Consider the following 18,041-nt stretch of genomic DNA (forward strand, 5'->3'; position numbering starts at 1 on the left):
ATTCTGTGGGATTTAGCAGAAATAGGAAGTGTAAACTTAATTATTCAACAAAGCATTTTTTTCTTGACAATTTGGTTTACGATGCTATTATAGGTTAAAAAGGAGGTGTAAAATGTCCACAGGATGCTGTGCAAAGAAGTGGTTACCTTTTCTTGTTGTGGTTGGTGCATTTCTTTTATTTGGGTGTGCACCCAAAGGAGCTTCTAAGGAGATATTGAGTAGCTTAGAGCAGGCAAAACTTTCAGCTGAATCTGCTGAGTCTAAAGCAAAAGCTATTGAATCGCAAAGGATAGAACTTGAGCTTAAAAAAGCTGATAAGATAGCTAAAGTTACAAGTCTTGAAGTCCAATTATCTGAACTTAAAGCTAAGAAGAAAAAATGAGAATTGTGAAGGAGATAGAAATTGAAGGGAAAAAGATAGTAGCATTATTTGATACAGGCTTATTTCATACATATGTTGTAAGACAATTTTTAGAAGGTGTCCCTATCCGGCGGGTTCCTCGTCCTTATAGGATATCGTTAGGCGGAAGAACTTTTGAAGTAAAAGAATGCTGTACAATCATAGGGGAAATTGAGGGCTATGGGTTTCATACCGAAGCAATTCCTATTGACAAGTTGGGAAAGGTAGATGGCAAATCTATTAATGCAATTATTGGGGCGGGAACACTTGAGGAATGGGAGATACTCATAAACCCAAAAAATGGAGCTCTTGACTTATCGGGCTTAAAAAGAGGTGAATTTACAGAGTATTGAAACAAAAAGGAGGTGTAAAATGTCCACAGGATGCTGTGCAAAAAGGATTTGGCTCATATCTATAGTGCTCACATTTTTAGTCGCTTTGCTTGCTTATGCACAGGAGAAGAAACTTACTAAAGAGCAAGCATTGCAGCTTATAGAGGAATATAAGGTAAGGGAAGCAGCTGCAAATGCAAAGATAGGAGAAGAGAGTTTGAAATTGGAAGCCATTAAAGCTGAAATTGCTGAACTTGACAAGAAAATTGCAGATCTCGAAGCTCAAATAGCTAAACTTAAACCGAAAGAGGTTAAGCCTAAAATAGAGAAGAAGGTAGAAGTGGGCGATATTTACATAGTAAAACCAGGTGATTGGCTATCTAAGCTTGCCGAATATCCTGAAGTTTACGGTAGGGGTAATTATGCAAAATGGCATGCTATTTATGAAGCTAATAAAGACCTTATAAAGAATCCAGACCTCATATATCCGGGTTGGAAGCTTAAGATACCAAGACCTTGAGAATTAAAATAGGGACGGCCATTCCTAATTAAAGTAAGGAATAGCCGTCCTTCTTTTTAAATGGCAAAATTGCGTATCTCTTTAAAAGGGGTAGAACCTTTGACTATTTTTGGTGAAAGGGATGAAAATTTACGCCTCCTTTCAAAAAATTACGACTCAAAAATTGTGTTAAGGGGTGAAGATGTTATTTTGCAAGGTGAACCTGATAAACTCTCTATCTTAAAGGAAGAGATTTTATCACTTATAAAGAAATCGAAGGCTGGTAGGGGTTTGATTAATCAAACCCCTACAAAAGAATATACAGGAGCTGAGGTCCTCGTGACTCCAAAATGTATAGTAAAGCCAAGAACTACTGGTCAAGTCCAGTATTTAAAAGCATTAGATAAATTTGACATAGTTGCTTGTATAGGTCCTGCAGGTACTGGTAAGACTTATCTTGCTGTTGCAAAGGCAGTTGATTTACTGAGAAAGGGAGCTGTACATAGAGTTATACTTACAAGACCTGCTGTTGAGGCAGGAGAGCGGCTTGGTTTTCTACCCGGTGACTTCAAGGAGAAAATAGACCCATACTTACGGCCACTTTACGACGCTCTCTATGAATTAATGCCTTATGATAAGATAAAGCATTATATTGAAGAGCGTGTTATTGAGATAGCTCCGCTTGCTTATATGAGAGGTAGAAATCTTGACAACTCTTTTGTAATTCTTGATGAAGGCCAAAACACGCAAAAAATTCAAATGAAGATGTTTTTGACAAGACTTGGTATAGGGTCAAGGACTTGTATTACTGGCGATGTAACTCAGATTGATTTACAAGATTCAAAGGAGTCAGGTCTTCTTCACATTCAACGAATACTTTCCGGTATTTCTGGTATTAAATTTGTGTGGCTTTCTGAAAAAGATATTGTTAGACACCCGTTAGTGAGGAAGATAGTAAAAGCTTATGAAAAAGAAGCTAAACATTAAGCATATTGCGTTATTTGTTGGTTTTTTAATACTACTTAATTTTTTACATCCTCCCCTATTTTCAATAAAAACTGTCTTAAAACCGGGTGATATTGCGCCAAGGGATATAATAGCACCTCACACTTTTTACATAGAGAAAAGTAAGAAGAAACTTCAAGAAGAGAGGATAAAGGCACGTGAATCTGTCCCTTATGTTCTTAATAAAGACTATAAAGTAGCTCAATCTGTAGAGACGAATGTAAATAACTTTTTTAACCAGGTGGATAACATGAGGAGAGAGAAAAATGAATTTAGTAAAAAGAGGGCAGCTCTTGTGTCTATAATACCTTCTTTAAGCAAGGAGGATATCAGTTTTCTCTTATTGTGGGATTACAAGCCTGTGAAAGACGGTCTAATTGAGACTTTACATGAAGTTTTTGATAGAGGGGTTATACTTTCCAAAGACTCAATTGGGTCACCATTTGTTGTGATTCTGGGTGAAGAAAGACCGTCAAGTGTGAGTGAGCTATTAGATCTCAATGAGCTCCCAATGTTTTTAAAAGAGACTGCAACTCAATTGTTCTCCAATAATAGGCGGATGGTCAATACTTTTGTGACTTTAGCTAATTTTTTTGCAACTCCTAATTTAACAATTGATTTAGCTGAGACTTTGCATAGAAAGGAGCAAGCAGCTGCCAGAGTTGAGACTACAAAGGGGATAGTGCTTAAGGGTGAAATAATTATTCGGGCTCATGATGTTGTTACTCAAGATGTAGTTGATAAACTTTCAGCCTTATCTCATGACACTATTGTTCCAATGTATCGGACAGTTTTGGGTAGGAATATTATATACCTTATTACTATCCTAATTTTCTTTTTATGTATTTATTTTCTTAGCCATCCGTTACTTAACGATTTTCGTAAACTGTTTCTACTCGTTTTCCTTATATGTTTTACTATAGGGATAGCGTATCTTGTCATCTCAAGGGAACTTTCTTGGTATTTTATTCCTATAGCATCTTTTGGCATTTTAGTTTCATTACTATTAGATGTGAGAGCCGGTTTGTCAGGTATTATAACTTTAACAATTCTTATAGCAGTATATTCAAGTGGCAGTATCGATTTAGTGTCCCTATTTTTGCTTCCCGGAATTATTTCTATATTTGCTGCTGTCGGAGTCAAGCGGGTATCCGATTTTTATAAACCTACCCTTTATGTCTTTGTAGCTTATATTTGTACTGCTTTAGGGGTAGAGCTTATAAAATTAAGCCCATTCACACTACTCCTTAAATCCTTAGGTAATGCTGTTATTGGGGGTGTAGGGGCTGCATTCCTTGCATTTGGGTTACTCCCATTACTTGAACGTGCATTTAGGATTACTACTCCAATTACCTTATTGGAATATGCAGACCTTGACCGTCCACTTTTGAGGGAGCTCTCTATTTATGCGCCAGGGACATATCATCACTCTATCACAGTTGGTAATTTAGCAGAGGCAGCTGCCCGTGCTGTAGGTGCAAACCCACTACTTGCAAGAGTAGGTGCATACTATCATGACATTGGTAAACTTAAGAAGCCGAGTTATTTTATTGAGAACCAAACAGGTATAAACCCTCATAGTAAGCTAAGCCCAGAATTGAATGCCCTTGTTGTCATCTCACATGTTAAGGAAGGCATAGAGCTTGCAAATAAGGAAAACTTACCTAATGAGATTGTAGATATAATACAGGAGCACCAAGGTACAACTTTAGTTGAGCCTTTTTATGCTAAGGCTAAAGAAAGGGGTGGCGATGTTAACGAGTTAGATTTTAGATATCCCGGTCCATTACCTCGTACAAAGGAATCAGCAATTGTGATGCTTGCCGATGCTATTGAGGCAACTGCAAGAAGTTTACCAGACCCAACCCCATCTAAGTTAAAAGGTATTATAGAGGATACAGTTGAGAGAAGGATTGACGATGGGCAGCTTTCTAAAGTTAACTTAAGCTTTGAAGAACTCAAAAAAATTGAGACCAGCTTCCTTCCTATATTAGTAGGTATCTTCCATCCAAGGATTGAATATGCAAAAAGTACACGTAAGGAGTCTAAAAAAGAGTCCGAAAATAAACAAGAGAGAGCTTAAACGCCTTGCTCTTAAGGTGCTTGAGGCTGAGGATGCCCCAACTACAATAGAGGTTAGTGTTACTCTTGTCGGCAACTCCTATATACGGAGGTTGAATCAGAAATACCGTAAAGTTGATTCTCCAACTGATGTCCTTGCATTTGGGATAGAAGTGCCGGGTAAAGGCTTTTTAGGCGATGTATATATCTCCTTAGATATGGCAGTGAAACGAGCCTGTAAAAATAATACACTCTGTCAACTTGAAGTTTCACGATATTTAATTCACGGCATACTTCACCTCCTCGGTTATAAACATGACAAGCAAATGAAGGCATGTGAAGAATATTACCTTATGACACCAAAAAAGAACATTGAACTCAAAGAACTCAATAAACTCAAGTCAGTGTTATAGACGCAATTTAATATCTGTGAACTGACAACCGATTTATTATAAGATAAACAGTATTATGCAATACCTGTTTGGATTCTTAGGTTTTTCCGTTCTTTTCTTGTTTTCAGCTTTTTTCTCTGGGTCTGAGTCTGCTATATTTCATCTCCCTAAACTGACAATTGAGAAACTTATACAGCGGTCAAGCCGGTTTTCTATACTTAAGAAGCGCGAAAAACTACTTGGTACAATACTTTTTGGTAATACACTTGTAAATTTAGGAATCGCTATTATTTCAGTTCACATATTTTATCAGCTATTCAAAGACTTCGCCCCAAGTGGCTTGGTAATCCTAACGGTAATTATAACTTATCTCATCCTTGTATTTGGTGAAATCACTCCTAAACTTTACGGGTTAAGAAACTCAGAAAAAGTCTCATTAAACTCATTATTTTTGCTTAAATTATTAAGGACTATTTTTTTACCTGTCACTGTCCCAATTGATGGATTAGTTTCACTCATCAGTCACAGAAAGAAATTAGCTCCTATAACAAGAGCTGAACTTATGTCACTTATTGAATCTGATGAGGAACGCTGGTATTTAACTCGTAGTGAAAGGAAAGTAATTATTGGATTATTGGACTTTAAAGATAAGCAAGTAAGCGACATAATGACACCAAAAAAGAACATTGAACTCAAAGAACTCAATAAACTCAAAGAACTCAATAAACTCAAGTTATCTCATTCAAGGATTCCTATTTATCAAGGTAGCCCTAATCATATTATAGGAATCCTGTATCTTAAAGATTTACTTGCTCCAACTAACCTTGGATTAGGTGTAGGGGCAATTCATGAATTGCCCCTACGGCCGCCATATTTTGTTCTACCTACTATGAGTGCAAGGGAGCTATTTTCACAATTTCAGGCAAAGCGAATTCATATTGCTATAGTTGTAGATGAATCTAACAATGCAATAGGACTTGTAACACTTACCGATATCTTAAAAGCTATAGTTGGTGTAAAATGATATTAATAATACTACTTTTGATTGTTTGTGCCTTCTTTACAGCATCAGAAATAGCCTTTGTCTCATGTGATTTAGTTAAACTAAGGCATTGGGCGAGTAAAAACCGAAAGGGTGCTAAATTTGCTCTTAATTCACTCAAGAATATAGACAAATTTCTTGCCGCAATTCTTGTTGGCACAAATTTAACAATAATTGGATTAGGTGTTACTGCGTCAAAAGTTTGGTGTGCAAGATTACCGGAAGCAGTTATTGTTCTATTCGTAGCTCTAATCACATTTATATTTGGTGAGGTGCTACCTAAATCTATAGCTTCAAGATTTAAAGAGCAGTTCACTATCCTTTTTGCAAGACTTTACACTATAATTTATTGGATTTTTTATCCTCTTATATTTGTGACATACCAAACTGCTATTAGTATATTAAGATATTTCAAAGCCCGTACCAGACCTCCTTTTCATAGATTTACGAAAGAGGAACTACAAATAGCAGCAAAGAGCGCCCTTTCTTTAGAAGAACAGAACTTTATCTCTCGTCTACTTCAGTTCAGAGTAGAGACTGTTAAAGATATAATGGTGCCGAGAAATATGATTCAGGCTGCATCTGTAGATTTGTCAATCTCAGAATTACGACAAATAGTTTCAAAGAGTGGATATTCAAGAATTCCTATATATCAAGGAAGTATTGATGAAATTATAGGTGTAATTGAGGCAAAGGAGCTTTTAACCGCAAATTATGTAAGAGATATATTAAAACCGTGCAGATTTATTCTTGAGACAGAGTTAATAGAGCTTTTATTTAGTGAGTTGCGAGTAACTGATAGTTTCTTTGCTATAGTAAGAGATGAACATGGTAAGACTGTAGGTCTTGTGACAATGGAGGATATACTTGAAGAATTATTTGGCGAAATTGAGGATGAATACGATAAAATTGAACCTACACCTATATTTCTTCCCACATAAATAGCTGTTTTTGTTGTGTCTCTTTCCCATAATTTACTCCCTCTGGGAACTGTCGTCCATTAAGTGTTATGAAATTACGAGCCTTTGATACAACTGACCCCATTTTCTTTAAAGCCTCCAATGTTTTAATTTTTCCTTCTTTTCTGGTAGCTATAATTCTTTCAGCAGAAATTCTGCCTATCCCTGGGACTCTTATAAGTTTTTCAAGAGGAGCAAGATTAATTTCAATTGGGAATAGCTCTGGGTGCAATTTTGCCCATGCTAATTTTGGGTCTGTCTCCTTGGGTAAGAACCCATGTTCATCAAACGGTATTTCATTTGGTTTAAATTTATACTTTCTTATTAATGAATCTGCTTGATAAAGTCTAAATTCGCGTAAAGGTGGGCAAGGCTCATTAGATCGTAATGGTGTATCCTCTACTGGAATAAAACCACTATAATAGACTCTCCATAGTTTAAACTCATTGTATAGTTTAGCCGCCATATTAATTATAGACTTATCGCTTTCCTTGGTACCACCTACTACAAACTGGGTAGTGATTCCTGCTTTTAGTGCCTTTTTAGTATGAAGCTCTGAAATTTCACGTAGCTTTGAAAGTAGGCGTGCAAAATTTTTATTAGGTGATAGCTGAGATAGCCAGTTTTGACCCGGTGCTTCAATATTTATTGATATTCTGTCACTATATTTTGCAGTCTTCTCAATTAGTTCCTTACTTGTCTCGGGCAGTATTTTTGTGTGAATATAACCTTGATATTTGTATTTCTTTCTAATGATACGGAGTGTATCAATAAGTTCTTCTTGTGATTCGTCCGGTTTCTTGTGTATAGCTGACGATAGAAAACAACCTTCCACTAATCCCTGTGTGTAATATTCCATAAATAGTTCAGCAAGTTCATTAGGTGCAAATGACACTCTTGGATAATTTCTATCCTTTCGGTTTGCGCAATAATAACAATTACCTTCACACTCGTTTGTTTTTAACACTTTAAACAATCTCACACAGCTTCCACCTTCTCCCATTGCTTGATAGATAAATGTAAATCTACCCGACCGTTTATGGCTGATAAACACCCGAGGGTAGCCACAGACATCAAATTCAGCTACTTGTCCAAGTAATCTGAGTTTATCCTTGAGATTCATTTTTTAACTTCTTTTAGTGAGTCTTCAAATATTTGGAGTGCAAGTTCAATTTCCTGTTTACTTACAATTAAAGGCGGAGCAAATCTAACCACATTTTCACCGCACCCAAGTAACAGTAGCCCCCGTCTAAAGCATTCGTATACAATCTTATCTCTCTCTTCTTTTGCCTTCTCTTTCGTCTCCTTATCTCTTACAATTTCACACGCCACCATAAGCCCTTTGCCACGCACATCTCCAATCATTGGCTGATTCTTAGCTATCTTGTTGAGTTCTGTCAACAAGTATTTACCCATATTTTCTGTATTCTTGATAAGTTCCTGTTCAAGCAATCTAATTGTAACTAAGGCTGCCTCACAAGACAGCGGATTACCACCAAATGTAGATGCATGAGTTCCCGGTGGCCAATCCATCATTGAGCGTCTTGTAACTATAGCCCCAAGTGGCATACCGGATGCAACCCCCTTAGCAATACAAACTACATCAGGTATGACTCCCCAGTGTTCGATAGCAAACATTTTACCGGTCCTGCCCATACCGGATTGTACCTCATCATCCACAAATAGTATTCCATATTTATCAAGCAACGATTTAAGTCTTTGAAAATATCCATCCGGTGGTACCACATATCCACTCTCTCCTTGTATAGGCTCAGCGAATAAGGCTGCTACTTGTGTAGGTGGTGTTGTTGTCTTAAATACAACATCTTCAATGTATTTTACACACGCAAAATCACATTTTGGGTAAGTTAAATTAAAAATGCACCTATAACAGTACGCGTACGGGACATGTGTAATTCCAGGTACAAGTGGCTCAAAGTATTCCCTTTGGATAGCCTTTGATGCAGTAAGTGACATCCCACCATATGTCCTACCATGGAATGACCCATAGAATGAAATTATCAACTTACGCTTTGTAGCCCATCTTACAACTTTTAATGCCGCCTCAATAGACTCAGCACCTGAGTTACAAAAGAAGGTGCGTTTATTAGGGCCTCCCGGTGTTATTTCTGCCAGTTTCTTAGCAAGCTTAACTTGGTTTGGGTAGTAAAAGTCGGTCCCTGACATATGTAATAAGAGCTCAGCTTGCTCTTCAATTGCTCTCACTACCTCCGAATGACAGTGTCCTGTGGTGACCACAGCAATTCCAGATGAGAAGTCAAGTAATTTGTTGCCATCAACATCCCATACCCACATCCCTTTGCCTCGTTCAATAACTGCAGGATATGCTCTTGTACAGGATGATGATATGAACTTTTTATCTTCTTCTACAATCTCCTTTGCTTTAGGGCCTGGAATATTTAACTTTTCCATTTTTATATTTTACCACAAAAAAAACAATTTGTCAATTTTTATTTTGAACTTTCTAAAAACAAAAGCCAAGTACCTTCATACCAAGGACCCTGTACTGCACCCCTATAGTCAAGACAATTTTTCATGATAAATAAGAGAATGCTTCCTCATTCTGTTCTACTCTATCCCCCAATGCCCGCAGAACACCAACAGAATTACCTTCACGCCACTTCAGATCAAACTCCTCCGGACTCATATAACCTAAAGCAGAATGAACATACTTCAAATTATAATCCACCCCTATCCAAGAGCCTATCTTTTGCCTCGCCTCTTCTAAACTTTCAAACTCTTCAAGCCACAAAAGCTCCTCTTTTATGGTCCGCATAACTCTTTCAGTGTCGGCATTACCCTTAGGATTATCATACGAAGTGAAAACCTGCTTTATCCCTAAAGTAGCAATTTGACCTACTTATCTTTAACGCCCTTGACACATCTATTGCTTTGTAGCCCTCTTTTAAGAGTTCGCCTGCCATATCCTTTACCTTCCTATCAACTCTTCCGTTTTTTTTAATATCTCAATCTGTATAGCCTGCTTTCCTATAATTCGCTCAAGCTCTTGAATCCGGTGTTTAAGTTCGTAGACCTCTTTACCGTTACCGCCGTATTGGATGTATTCCTTGGCCCCCTGAAGAAACTGGTCTCTCCACTTATAATACTGGCTCTGGTTTATGTTATGTCTCCGGCATATTTCCTGGACATTCGTCTCTGATTTCAACCCCTCTAAAACCACAGCCAGCTTCTCATCTACTTGCCATTTCCTTCTTTCCATTGTTTTACCCCCTTTCTTTAGAGTATAACACTCTCTTAAGAAAGTGTCCACTCTTTTAGGGGTTCAGTATAACCCTCTCTATTTTATCTTAGGAAAACAACCACCCCTCCAAGTATAATAAAAAACATATTTCTCATCTTACAAAATTATAAATTATATATGTTATATATGTTGCTTGGATATACTATACAGTCCTAGTCCTGAAAGCAAGGTTATATATGGGATAATTGGGACTCTAAATCTCATACCACCAACTGGACCTGGAAGAACAAAATATGCTATTATTAAAAAATAAAGAACTTTTATCGCATATCTCTTCTCTCTGGAAACTCTGTAGACCCCGTAGATTGCAGTACAATACATAAATAGTAATAAAAAAGTATTGAGTGAAAGAAATAGCAGGTTACCGCTACCTTTTCTCTCAAGTATTGTTTTTAATCCTCTCCAGATTCCGTCTTTTGCTACAAAATATGCTAAACTCTCTCTATAATCCATTGGCGTACCAAGTAAAGAATAAAACACGTTACTACCTCCACTCAAAATTGTTGTTGCAGTCCCTAAAAGATATAAACGGGTATAAGCTAACGGATGTTTCATAATAGTTCTTACCCCAATTTGCTGCCAAACCTCAGATTGCTGGGTAAAGAGTACGCCTTTATCTCGAATGCTCTGTCTCACCCCTTCTGTATAACCTTTTGTGCTAATCTTAAGTTCCTTTTTTGAGCTCGCAGCCTCTATATATGGGACATAATGAACGAATAAGGTGTATCCAAGATTTGAAGTAACATGTGGAAATCCAAAGACCCGATGGTTTCGAATTATCCATGGAGAAATAGTAAGCAAATAAACTATCAATAAAAGGAGAGAACTTATTATTGCTTTTTTACATTGTTTTCTCCAATAGAATAGAATAAAGATTACAAGACACAAAGGTAAGAATAATGCAATCGGTCGAGTTAGTGTTGCAAGTCCAAGAAGTATTGCTGAGTACAGAATGTAGCGTTTTTGCTTTTGTATCAAAAATAATATAAAAGAATATGCACTCACGATTAAAATGAAAGTAAGTAGTGCCTCGGATAGTAAAAGGTTTGATAGAACGATTGAATCTATACTAAAAACAGCCAATAACCAGCCGGCTATGCGCCCCACTTTCTCATTAATTAATACTTCCCCCATCTTGTACAATATAAGACAACTTACTGTAGCTATTAGAATTTGAAAAATATTATCGCTACCAATACTCGCTCACCACATAACCTGTATATCGTCGCTAAGAATAGCGGATATATTGGAGTTCTGAAACTTGTAGGTTCGTAGGGCAGTGTGGATGAGAGAGAAAAACTACTGTGTTCCAAAATATTTGTAGCAATTCTATCGTATTGGAAAGCATCTGTATTTGTTATAAAGATGCGCTCCGGATGAGGTGCGACTATTGAAAATAGTAACAATCTTGGAATTATTGCACCAAAGGCTAATAGAAGTAATTTTCTACAATTGATTTTTTTCCATCCCATAAGAAAGTTTATTACTTATATTTTAGTGTAGAAATTAAAAATTTTTGATAAGCGGATTACACGCATTTCCCTTACATATCTTCTTTTATTTTGAACGTAGATATTCATCAATTGAGCGAGCTGCTATTCTACCTGCACCCATTGCAAGTATGACAGTAGCAGCTCCTGTTGATATATCACCACCTGCAAATACACCTTCCCTTGATGTCTTACCTGTCTGTTCATCAGTCACTATATTTCCATGTTTACCAATTTTGAGTCCCGGTGTCGTAGCTGGAACCAATGGATTTGGTGCCTGTCCTATAGCTACAACTACTGTGTCAACAGATATCTTGAAATTAGAGCCCTCTATAGGGATTGGACGCCGCCTACCGGATGCATCAGGTTCACCGAGTTGCATCCTTATACATTCCATCTCTTTAACCCAGCCATCTTTGTCAGCATGGTATCTAACTGGTAGAGTAAGGAATTCAAATTCAACCCCCTCCTCTTCTGCATGTGCTATCTCCTCAATTCTGGCTGGCATCTCAGCTTTTGACCGTCTATAGATTATCATTGAATGCTTTGCCCCTAATCTTAATGCAGTACGCGCTGAATCCATAGCTACATTACCACCGCCGATTACTGCTACTCGTTTACCCTTTACAATTGGTGTGTCATACTCTGGGAACAAATATGCCTTCATTAAATTTGACCGCGTTAGATACTCATTAGCTGAGTATATTCCGTTGTAATTTTCACCCGGTATACCCATAAACCATGGTAGACCAGCTCCTGTCCCAATAAAGACGGCATCAAATTCAGTTAGTAATTCATCAACTGTCTTTAATTTACCTACTACAAAAGAAGTTATAAGCTGCACTCCCAATTTCTTCACATAATCTATCTCTCTTTCAACTATGGCTTTAGGTAACCTGAATTCTGGTATTCCATACATTAATACACCACCCGGCTTATGTAATGCTTCAAATATTGTAACCGAGTGCCCAAGTTTAGCGAGGTCACTTGCAACTACTAAACCAGCAGGTCCTGAGCCTACAACAGCAACTTTCTTGCCAGTCGAGGGTAATACAGAAGGTATTTCAACATCCCCCTGTTTGGCTTCCCAATCAGCTACAAATCTTTCAAGCCTCCCTATAGCAACTGGGTCACCAATTTTAGCAAGTGTACATACTTTTTCACATTGGTCTTCTTGTGGACATACTCTTCCACATATAGCTGGAAGTACATTTTTAGCCTTCAAAATCTTTATTGATTTAGAAAAATCGCCATCCTTAATTGCACTAATAAAGCCGGGTATATCTACCTCAACTGGGCACCATTTGACACATTTTGGCTTCTTGCACATAAGGCAGCGCTTTGCCTCAAGTATGGCTTCAGCTGGTGAATACCCTAACGGGACTTCGTTGAAATTTTTAATCCTCTCCTTTGGAGGTTGCTCACTTATTGGGGTCTTTTTAAGGGATGGTCTTGGCACTATATTTCAAAACTTAATACATTACAGGTAATAATCTCTTCTACTCCTTTAATTTTTTGCAACTTATCAAAAACTATTCTACCGACCTCGTTGAAATCAGCAGCCTGAATTAATACTATGAGATCAAATGGTCCTGTAACTGCATCCACATGCTGCACACTCTTTAATTTTAAGAGTTCATCGTATACCTTTTTCCCCTTGCCAGCTTCTGCTTTTATAAGCACATATGCAGTAGCTATCATACTTTTCACCTCGTTAGCATAACTATTTTCTTTATTACACTCTTATCACCAAATGCGTACTACACATCCTTGCTTTCACCACCACACTATTGCCATCAATGAGAGTAAATTATTTTTGGTCTCTTTAGTTTCTTCCCGATTAATATAATAACCTAAACGGAGCATAGCATTTGATGTAACTACATACTTCAGCCCAACTATTGTACGGTAAATGGAATTAGCTTGTAAACTGCGGTCAGGGTCAAATAACTCGTATTCAACAAATGGTGAAAATAATGGATGAAATGGTAGCTCCAATGAAACATTAGAGCCAAGCAATTTTTTATTCATTCTATTGCCAGGAATGTATTTCCACAATAAAGAGAGACGAGTTGGAATAAATATCTTGGCATAATATTCATAATACTTTCTATTAACTTGCGGTTTATCATTTGAATATTTATCTAAAAGATAAGCTATACCAATATCACATATCCACGGCTTCATTGAGACAGTAGCTGTATAAAGTCTGACACTATTACAAGGGAAAATGCCACCCTCTAAACTAAGAAAAAATGGATGTAGAGTTATGCCAATCCCGGTATTATCTCGCTGAAGGCCGAGTCCAATATTATCCTCCAAAAGAGAAGTGTGGTCCATTAACTGTAAGCCAAACGGAATGCTGAACTTGCCCACATTTATATTGCACTTAAGACGAGGAATAAAAAACTCTGCACAAAAGCGACGAACAAAGCCAAGGTCATTTGAATAAATAACTTTCAGATTGTCTCTCGGCTTGAATGTCAAAGTTATAATTCCGTAATGCAAGAAAAGGCGAGAAACAGGTTTATTAGGGTTATCCTCACGAGTGTATTGAATGTTAAGTTTGCCACTAAACTCGACTTTTGGAATTTGGGATAAAATAAATAATAAAAATAGCATCCTAAATAACAATCAATTTCTTAACCACACTGAAGCTTTTTCCATATAATCTATAGAAGTAGACACCCGGGGCAACTCTATTCCCAAAATTATCTTTACCATACCAAATCACCCTGTGAGTACCTGGTCCTAATTCATTACACACAATTATACGCAATAACCTACCTGTGAGGTTGTAAATTTTTATACCGGTTTGGGAATTATCTGGGACTTGAAATTCAATTTCTGTAACTCGGCTAAATGGATTAGGTCGGTTTTGTTCCAATCTATATCCAATAATAAAAGAGATGGATTCAACGCCTACCCACGGATCAGTATTAGTGATTTCATATACACTGCCATCAATACGCCCAGCATAGATTCTAAAAGTATCATCATTTCTACCGGGTCCAATATTTATATCAGTTGATGCTCCTGTTACAGCATCCACGAGACTGTCAACCCAAGAATTACTAGCCCATGTCTGCTCACGAATGCCACCCCCAAATGCTGCTGTTGAGTATACCCGAATTAGGCCGTCGCTCCTTATTCTACCAAGACATAAATCCCACCTATATGCGAAAGGGGCGTGTGGGCATATGTCAAGTCGCTCCCAGTTCTCTAAAGAATATGTAAGTTCATAGATATGGTCATCCTGACAAGATGCATAGACTCTATTTACTCCATCATTCCTACCATTCCCAATTGCAACAGCTGCATTAGAGCCTTGAGGGCTTGGTAGTTGAACCTTAGTCCAGGGTGGATTGTAAGTAAACTCATATAGATAGCCATTCTCATTCGCATCATAAACACGAGTCACACCGTCACTCTTACTATCCCCTATAGTTATACCTATCATACGCTGCGCACCAGCACCTAAATCTACACAAGCCCACGACCCATTTATATATGTCCATTCATATATATGACCGTCATACCCGGATACATAGACTCTGTTTGTACCGTCGTTCCTACCTTTACCTACTTTCAGTTGATAACACCAATCTGGACATACCCCTATCTTAACAACATTCCAACTTCCCCATGTACTGCTAAAAATACCAGTCAATACAACTATACACACAACTTTTAACTTTATCATCTTTCCTCCTCTTCCTAGTTTAGTATTATAATTGCGATTGTATGAATAGTTTTGTGTAAATTCATCGTAAATCGGGACGAAATTATTTCTTAAACTCATATTTGATTTTCTTATGCTATTGTTCTATAAAGTGGGTGTCAATCTTACCTCGTCTAAACCGTTCGTCCTTTATTATCTCTTTATGGAATGGTATAGTTGTTTTTATACCTTCTACTAAGAATTCATCTAATGCACGCTCCAGTCTTGTTATACACTCTTCTCTTGTCTTCCCGTATGCAATAAGTTTAGCTATTAAAGAGTCGTACTCACTTGGCACTTTATATTCACCATATATATGTGTATCAACTCTAATTCCCGGTCCACCCGGTATATAAAGCCCTCTAATCTCGCCCGGCGATGGTGCAAAGTTATTCTCCGGATCTTCAGCATTAATCCGACACTCAATTGCATGTCCATTAAGCTTAATATCTTTTTGTTTGAATTTAAGGTGCTCACCTGCCGCCACTCGTATTTGCTCCTTCACAATATCAATACCAGTCACCATTTCAGTCACCGGGTGCTCAACTTGAATCCTTGTATTCATTTCAAGGAAATAGAAGTTACCATTCTGGTCGAGCATAAATTCAACTGTTCCAGCTGACCTGTAATTGATTGCCTTTGCTGCAATAACAGCGTACTCACCAATCTTTGCCCTCTGCTCTTTTGTAACACCTGGGGATGGTGATTCCTCAATAAGCTTCTGATGTCTACGCTGAATTGAACACTCCCGCTCACCAAGCCATACAACATTACCATGCTCATCTGCAAGTATCTGTACTTCAATATGACGTGGACAGTCAAGATATTTCTCAATATACACATTATCATTGCTAAATGCAGCCTTTGCTTCCCCTTTTGCGACTGGTAGCAATTTATTCAACTCATCTTTATTATTAGCAATCCGCATACCACGACCACCACCTCCAAGCGAAGCCTTTATTATGACAGGATAGCCAATACTATCGGCAATCCTTTCTGCCTCCTCAAATGAATTTATTGATGAGTTGCTACCCGGAATCACAGGTATACCCGCTCTCTTCATAGTCTCACGTGCATTTGTCTTGTCACCTGCAGCAATAATTGAAGCTGCTGATGGTCCTATAAATTTGAACCCATTATCCTCGCAAATCTCAGCAAACCGCGGATTCTCAGCTAAGAACCCATACCCGGGATGCACTGCATCTACTCCTGTCACCTCACATACACTGATTATGTTAGGAATAGAAAGGTAAGAAAGAGTTGGAGATGCCGGTCCAATACAAACCGATTCATCTGCAAATTTTATATGCAAAGAATTAGAGTCACTCTCCGAATAAATAGCTACTGTCTCAATTCCTAACTCTTTACAAGCTCTTATAACACGTAGTGCTATCTCACCCCTATTAGCTATGAGAACTTTTTCAAACACTATTCGGGCTCTAAAATGAAAAGCTCCTGTCCATATTCAACGGGCTCCTCATTCTTAACAAGAATCTCACGGAGAGTACCGGCAACATCTGATTCTATCTCATTCATTACTTTCATTGCCTCAATTATACAAACTACCTTACCCACATTAATTTTATCCCCTATTTCCACATACGGAGTAGCACCCGGGGATGGCGATCGATAAAATGTACCTACCATAGGAGCTTTTATTGAGAGAACCTTTTTCTCAGGTTTAACCTTCTCTTTTCCCGCGACTTCTACTTTTGTAGTAGAAGTTGATGAAGGCACGACCTCAGCAGTCGCATGCGTAGAAAGCCGCTTCGTAACACGGACACGCCTAAAAATGCCCTTTATCTCAAGTTCATCAATATTACTGTCCTCTACCATTTTTATAATCTTTTTTAGCTCACTAAGTCTCATTTAAACTCCAAGTTAAAAGCCTATTTCTTTACGCTCTTCATAACTAACCTTTATTTCGCCAAACTTCTTTTCGTATTTTTCTATGTTATCTTTAAGTGTCTGCATTAATAACTTAGCATGTGTTGGAGATAGGACAATTCTTGAGTAAACTTTAGCCTTTTTAAGTCCTGGTAGGACACGAGTAAAATCAACAACAAACTCAGACGGTGAATGTGATACAATAGCAAGATTTGAATAAATGCCTTGTCCCTGCTCTTCCGGCAGTTCTATATTTATACGCTGCTTATTTTCAGCCATAATACCTCCTAATTAAAATTATAATCCAAGTATAGACAAGTAGAGAAAAGTTGTCAAGTAAAATATCTACGTGCAGACTAAGTGTGGGTAAAGTAGCTATGGAGAGGATTATGGAGAGGATAATATAAATTTTGCATGGAATTTTTTTAGAGAAATTAAACTATTCCATACGGATCCGCACGGATACTAAGAAAAAGTAACCTGTCCCGTTTACTCTAATTTTATTATCTTTACTGGCACATAACCTTTGAATTTCAAGAAGTAAATGCCTGCTTTTAACTCATCACCAAAACTTATAACTTGAGGTGATATCCTTTGTATCTCCAATTGCTGAGTAAGTCTACCCGAAATATCGTAAATCCCGATGTGTTGAGATAAATCATGGTTTTCGGGTAACGAATAACGGATAAAGGTTTTGCCAATAAATGGGTTTGGTGATACCTCTATATTATACTCTTTAGTGACTTGTAAATTGCCTTCCTCTATCCCTTCTAATTCACTATTGTAGTAAATACCACCTGTACTCGTCAGACCTGTCACAGTAACGCCACCCCAAACAACCATATTGTTTCCTGTCCATACTGCTGTGTGATAACACCGCGCATCCGGGGCATCTGTTACCGGTGTTTTATCCCATGAATAATTCGCTTTACAAAACTTGCAACACCTTGATTGACACCGATTTATGAGA

The 18,041-nt window shown here is 37.7% G+C and carries 20 protein-coding genes and 1 pseudogene; 8 read left to right on the top strand and 13 right to left on the bottom strand.

Annotated elements, in window-relative coordinates; all coding sequences use genetic code 11:
* Positions 1-112 precede the first annotated feature (112 nt).
* The 8 genes from QMD71_08615 to QMD71_08650 are packed head-to-tail and all read left to right on the top strand — an operon-like array spanning position 113 to position 6,672.
* Positions 113-382 carry a hypothetical protein gene (locus QMD71_08615; protein ID MDI6840890.1) on the top strand — a complete coding sequence of 90 codons (270 nt, stop codon included), beginning with the start codon at positions 113-115 and terminating at the stop codon, positions 380-382.
* A complete protein-coding gene (locus QMD71_08620; protein ID MDI6840891.1) occupies positions 379-753 on the top strand; it encodes a hypothetical protein in 375 nt (124 codons plus the stop codon). The genes QMD71_08615 and QMD71_08620 overlap by 4 nt, the downstream gene beginning before the upstream one ends.
* Before the next feature lie 19 nt (positions 754-772).
* Positions 773-1,252, top strand: a complete 480-nt coding sequence (locus tag QMD71_08625; GenBank protein ID MDI6840892.1) for a LysM peptidoglycan-binding domain-containing protein — start codon at positions 773-775, stop codon at positions 1,250-1,252.
* Positions 1,253-1,312: 60 nt separating this feature from the next.
* A complete protein-coding gene (locus tag QMD71_08630) occupies positions 1,313-2,218 on the top strand; it encodes a PhoH family protein (protein ID MDI6840893.1) in 906 nt (301 codons plus the stop codon).
* Positions 2,196-4,319, top strand: a complete 2,124-nt coding sequence (locus tag QMD71_08635) for an HDIG domain-containing protein (protein MDI6840894.1) — start codon at positions 2,196-2,198, stop codon at positions 4,317-4,319. Before QMD71_08630 ends, QMD71_08635 begins: the two co-directional genes overlap by 23 nt.
* Before the next feature lie 16 nt (positions 4,320-4,335).
* Positions 4,336-4,710: an rRNA maturation RNase YbeY gene (ybeY, locus tag QMD71_08640; GenBank protein ID MDI6840895.1), complete on the top strand. Its 375-nt coding sequence runs from the start codon at positions 4,336-4,338 to the stop codon at positions 4,708-4,710.
* A gap of 55 nt (positions 4,711-4,765) precedes the next feature.
* Positions 4,766-5,713 carry a CNNM domain-containing protein gene (locus QMD71_08645; protein MDI6840896.1) on the top strand — a complete coding sequence of 316 codons (948 nt, stop codon included), beginning with the start codon at positions 4,766-4,768 and terminating at the stop codon, positions 5,711-5,713.
* On the top strand, positions 5,710-6,672 hold the full coding sequence (locus tag QMD71_08650; GenBank protein MDI6840897.1) for a hemolysin family protein: 963 nt from the start codon (positions 5,710-5,712) through the stop codon (positions 6,670-6,672). Before QMD71_08645 ends, QMD71_08650 begins: the two co-directional genes overlap by 4 nt.
* On the opposite strand, the gene QMD71_08655 is transcribed toward QMD71_08650, so the two are convergent.
* From QMD71_08655 to QMD71_08715, 13 genes and pseudogenes are all read right to left on the bottom strand, one after another.
* The gene (locus QMD71_08655) at positions 6,653-7,813 is read right to left on the bottom strand and encodes a putative DNA modification/repair radical SAM protein (GenBank protein ID MDI6840898.1); all 1,161 of its coding nucleotides are present in this window, start codon (positions 7,811-7,813) and stop codon (positions 6,653-6,655) included. The two genes, QMD71_08650 and QMD71_08655, sit on opposite strands and share 20 nt — an antisense overlap.
* Positions 7,810-9,123, bottom strand: a complete 1,314-nt coding sequence (locus QMD71_08660; GenBank protein ID MDI6840899.1) for an acetyl ornithine aminotransferase family protein — start codon at positions 9,121-9,123, stop codon at positions 7,810-7,812. The genes QMD71_08655 and QMD71_08660 overlap by 4 nt, the downstream gene beginning before the upstream one ends.
* 121 nt (positions 9,124-9,244) lie before the next feature.
* A pseudogene (locus tag QMD71_08665) lies at positions 9,245-9,931 on the bottom strand (transposase).
* 162 nt (positions 9,932-10,093) lie between these two features.
* Positions 10,094-11,107 carry a glycosyltransferase family 39 protein gene (locus QMD71_08670; GenBank protein MDI6840900.1) on the bottom strand — a complete coding sequence of 338 codons (1,014 nt, stop codon included), beginning with the start codon at positions 11,105-11,107 and terminating at the stop codon, positions 10,094-10,096.
* Between the two features lie 32 nt (positions 11,108-11,139).
* Positions 11,140-11,445 (bottom strand): hypothetical protein, encoded by a 306-nt coding sequence (locus QMD71_08675; protein MDI6840901.1) that lies wholly within the window; start codon positions 11,443-11,445, stop codon positions 11,140-11,142.
* An 85-nt stretch (positions 11,446-11,530) separates the two neighbouring features.
* The gene (gene gltA / locus QMD71_08680) at positions 11,531-12,922 is read right to left on the bottom strand and encodes an NADPH-dependent glutamate synthase (GenBank protein MDI6840902.1); all 1,392 of its coding nucleotides are present in this window, start codon (positions 12,920-12,922) and stop codon (positions 11,531-11,533) included.
* Complete coding sequence (locus QMD71_08685) at positions 12,922-13,164, bottom strand: Lrp/AsnC ligand binding domain-containing protein (protein MDI6840903.1); 243 nt, start codon at positions 13,162-13,164, stop codon at positions 12,922-12,924. The genes gltA and QMD71_08685 overlap by 1 nt, the downstream gene beginning before the upstream one ends.
* A gap of 75 nt (positions 13,165-13,239) precedes the next feature.
* Positions 13,240-14,085 (bottom strand): hypothetical protein, encoded by an 846-nt coding sequence (locus QMD71_08690; GenBank protein MDI6840904.1) that lies wholly within the window; start codon positions 14,083-14,085, stop codon positions 13,240-13,242.
* Position 14,086: 1 nt separating this feature from the next.
* Complete coding sequence (locus tag QMD71_08695) at positions 14,087-15,166, bottom strand: T9SS type A sorting domain-containing protein (GenBank protein ID MDI6840905.1); 1,080 nt, start codon at positions 15,164-15,166, stop codon at positions 14,087-14,089.
* Between the two features lie 115 nt (positions 15,167-15,281).
* Entirely contained in the window at positions 15,282-16,613 is a 1,332-nt protein-coding gene (gene accC / locus QMD71_08700; GenBank protein MDI6840906.1) for an acetyl-CoA carboxylase biotin carboxylase subunit, read from the bottom strand.
* Positions 16,613-17,053 (bottom strand): acetyl-CoA carboxylase biotin carboxyl carrier protein, encoded by a 441-nt coding sequence (accB, locus tag QMD71_08705; protein ID MDI6840907.1) that lies wholly within the window; start codon positions 17,051-17,053, stop codon positions 16,613-16,615. Before accB ends, accC begins: the two co-directional genes overlap by 1 nt.
* A 12-nt stretch (positions 17,054-17,065) precedes the next feature.
* Positions 17,066-17,350 (bottom strand): DUF3467 domain-containing protein, encoded by a 285-nt coding sequence (locus QMD71_08710; protein MDI6840908.1) that lies wholly within the window; start codon positions 17,348-17,350, stop codon positions 17,066-17,068.
* A gap of 210 nt (positions 17,351-17,560) precedes the next feature.
* The coding region (locus tag QMD71_08715) for a T9SS type A sorting domain-containing protein (GenBank protein MDI6840909.1) at positions 17,561-18,041 on the bottom strand (481 nt) is incomplete at its 5' end.

The organism is bacterium, from assembly GCA_030018315.1.
GTDB lineage: Bacteria > Hydrothermota > UBA3073 > JACQXS01 > JAGMCI01 > JASEGA01.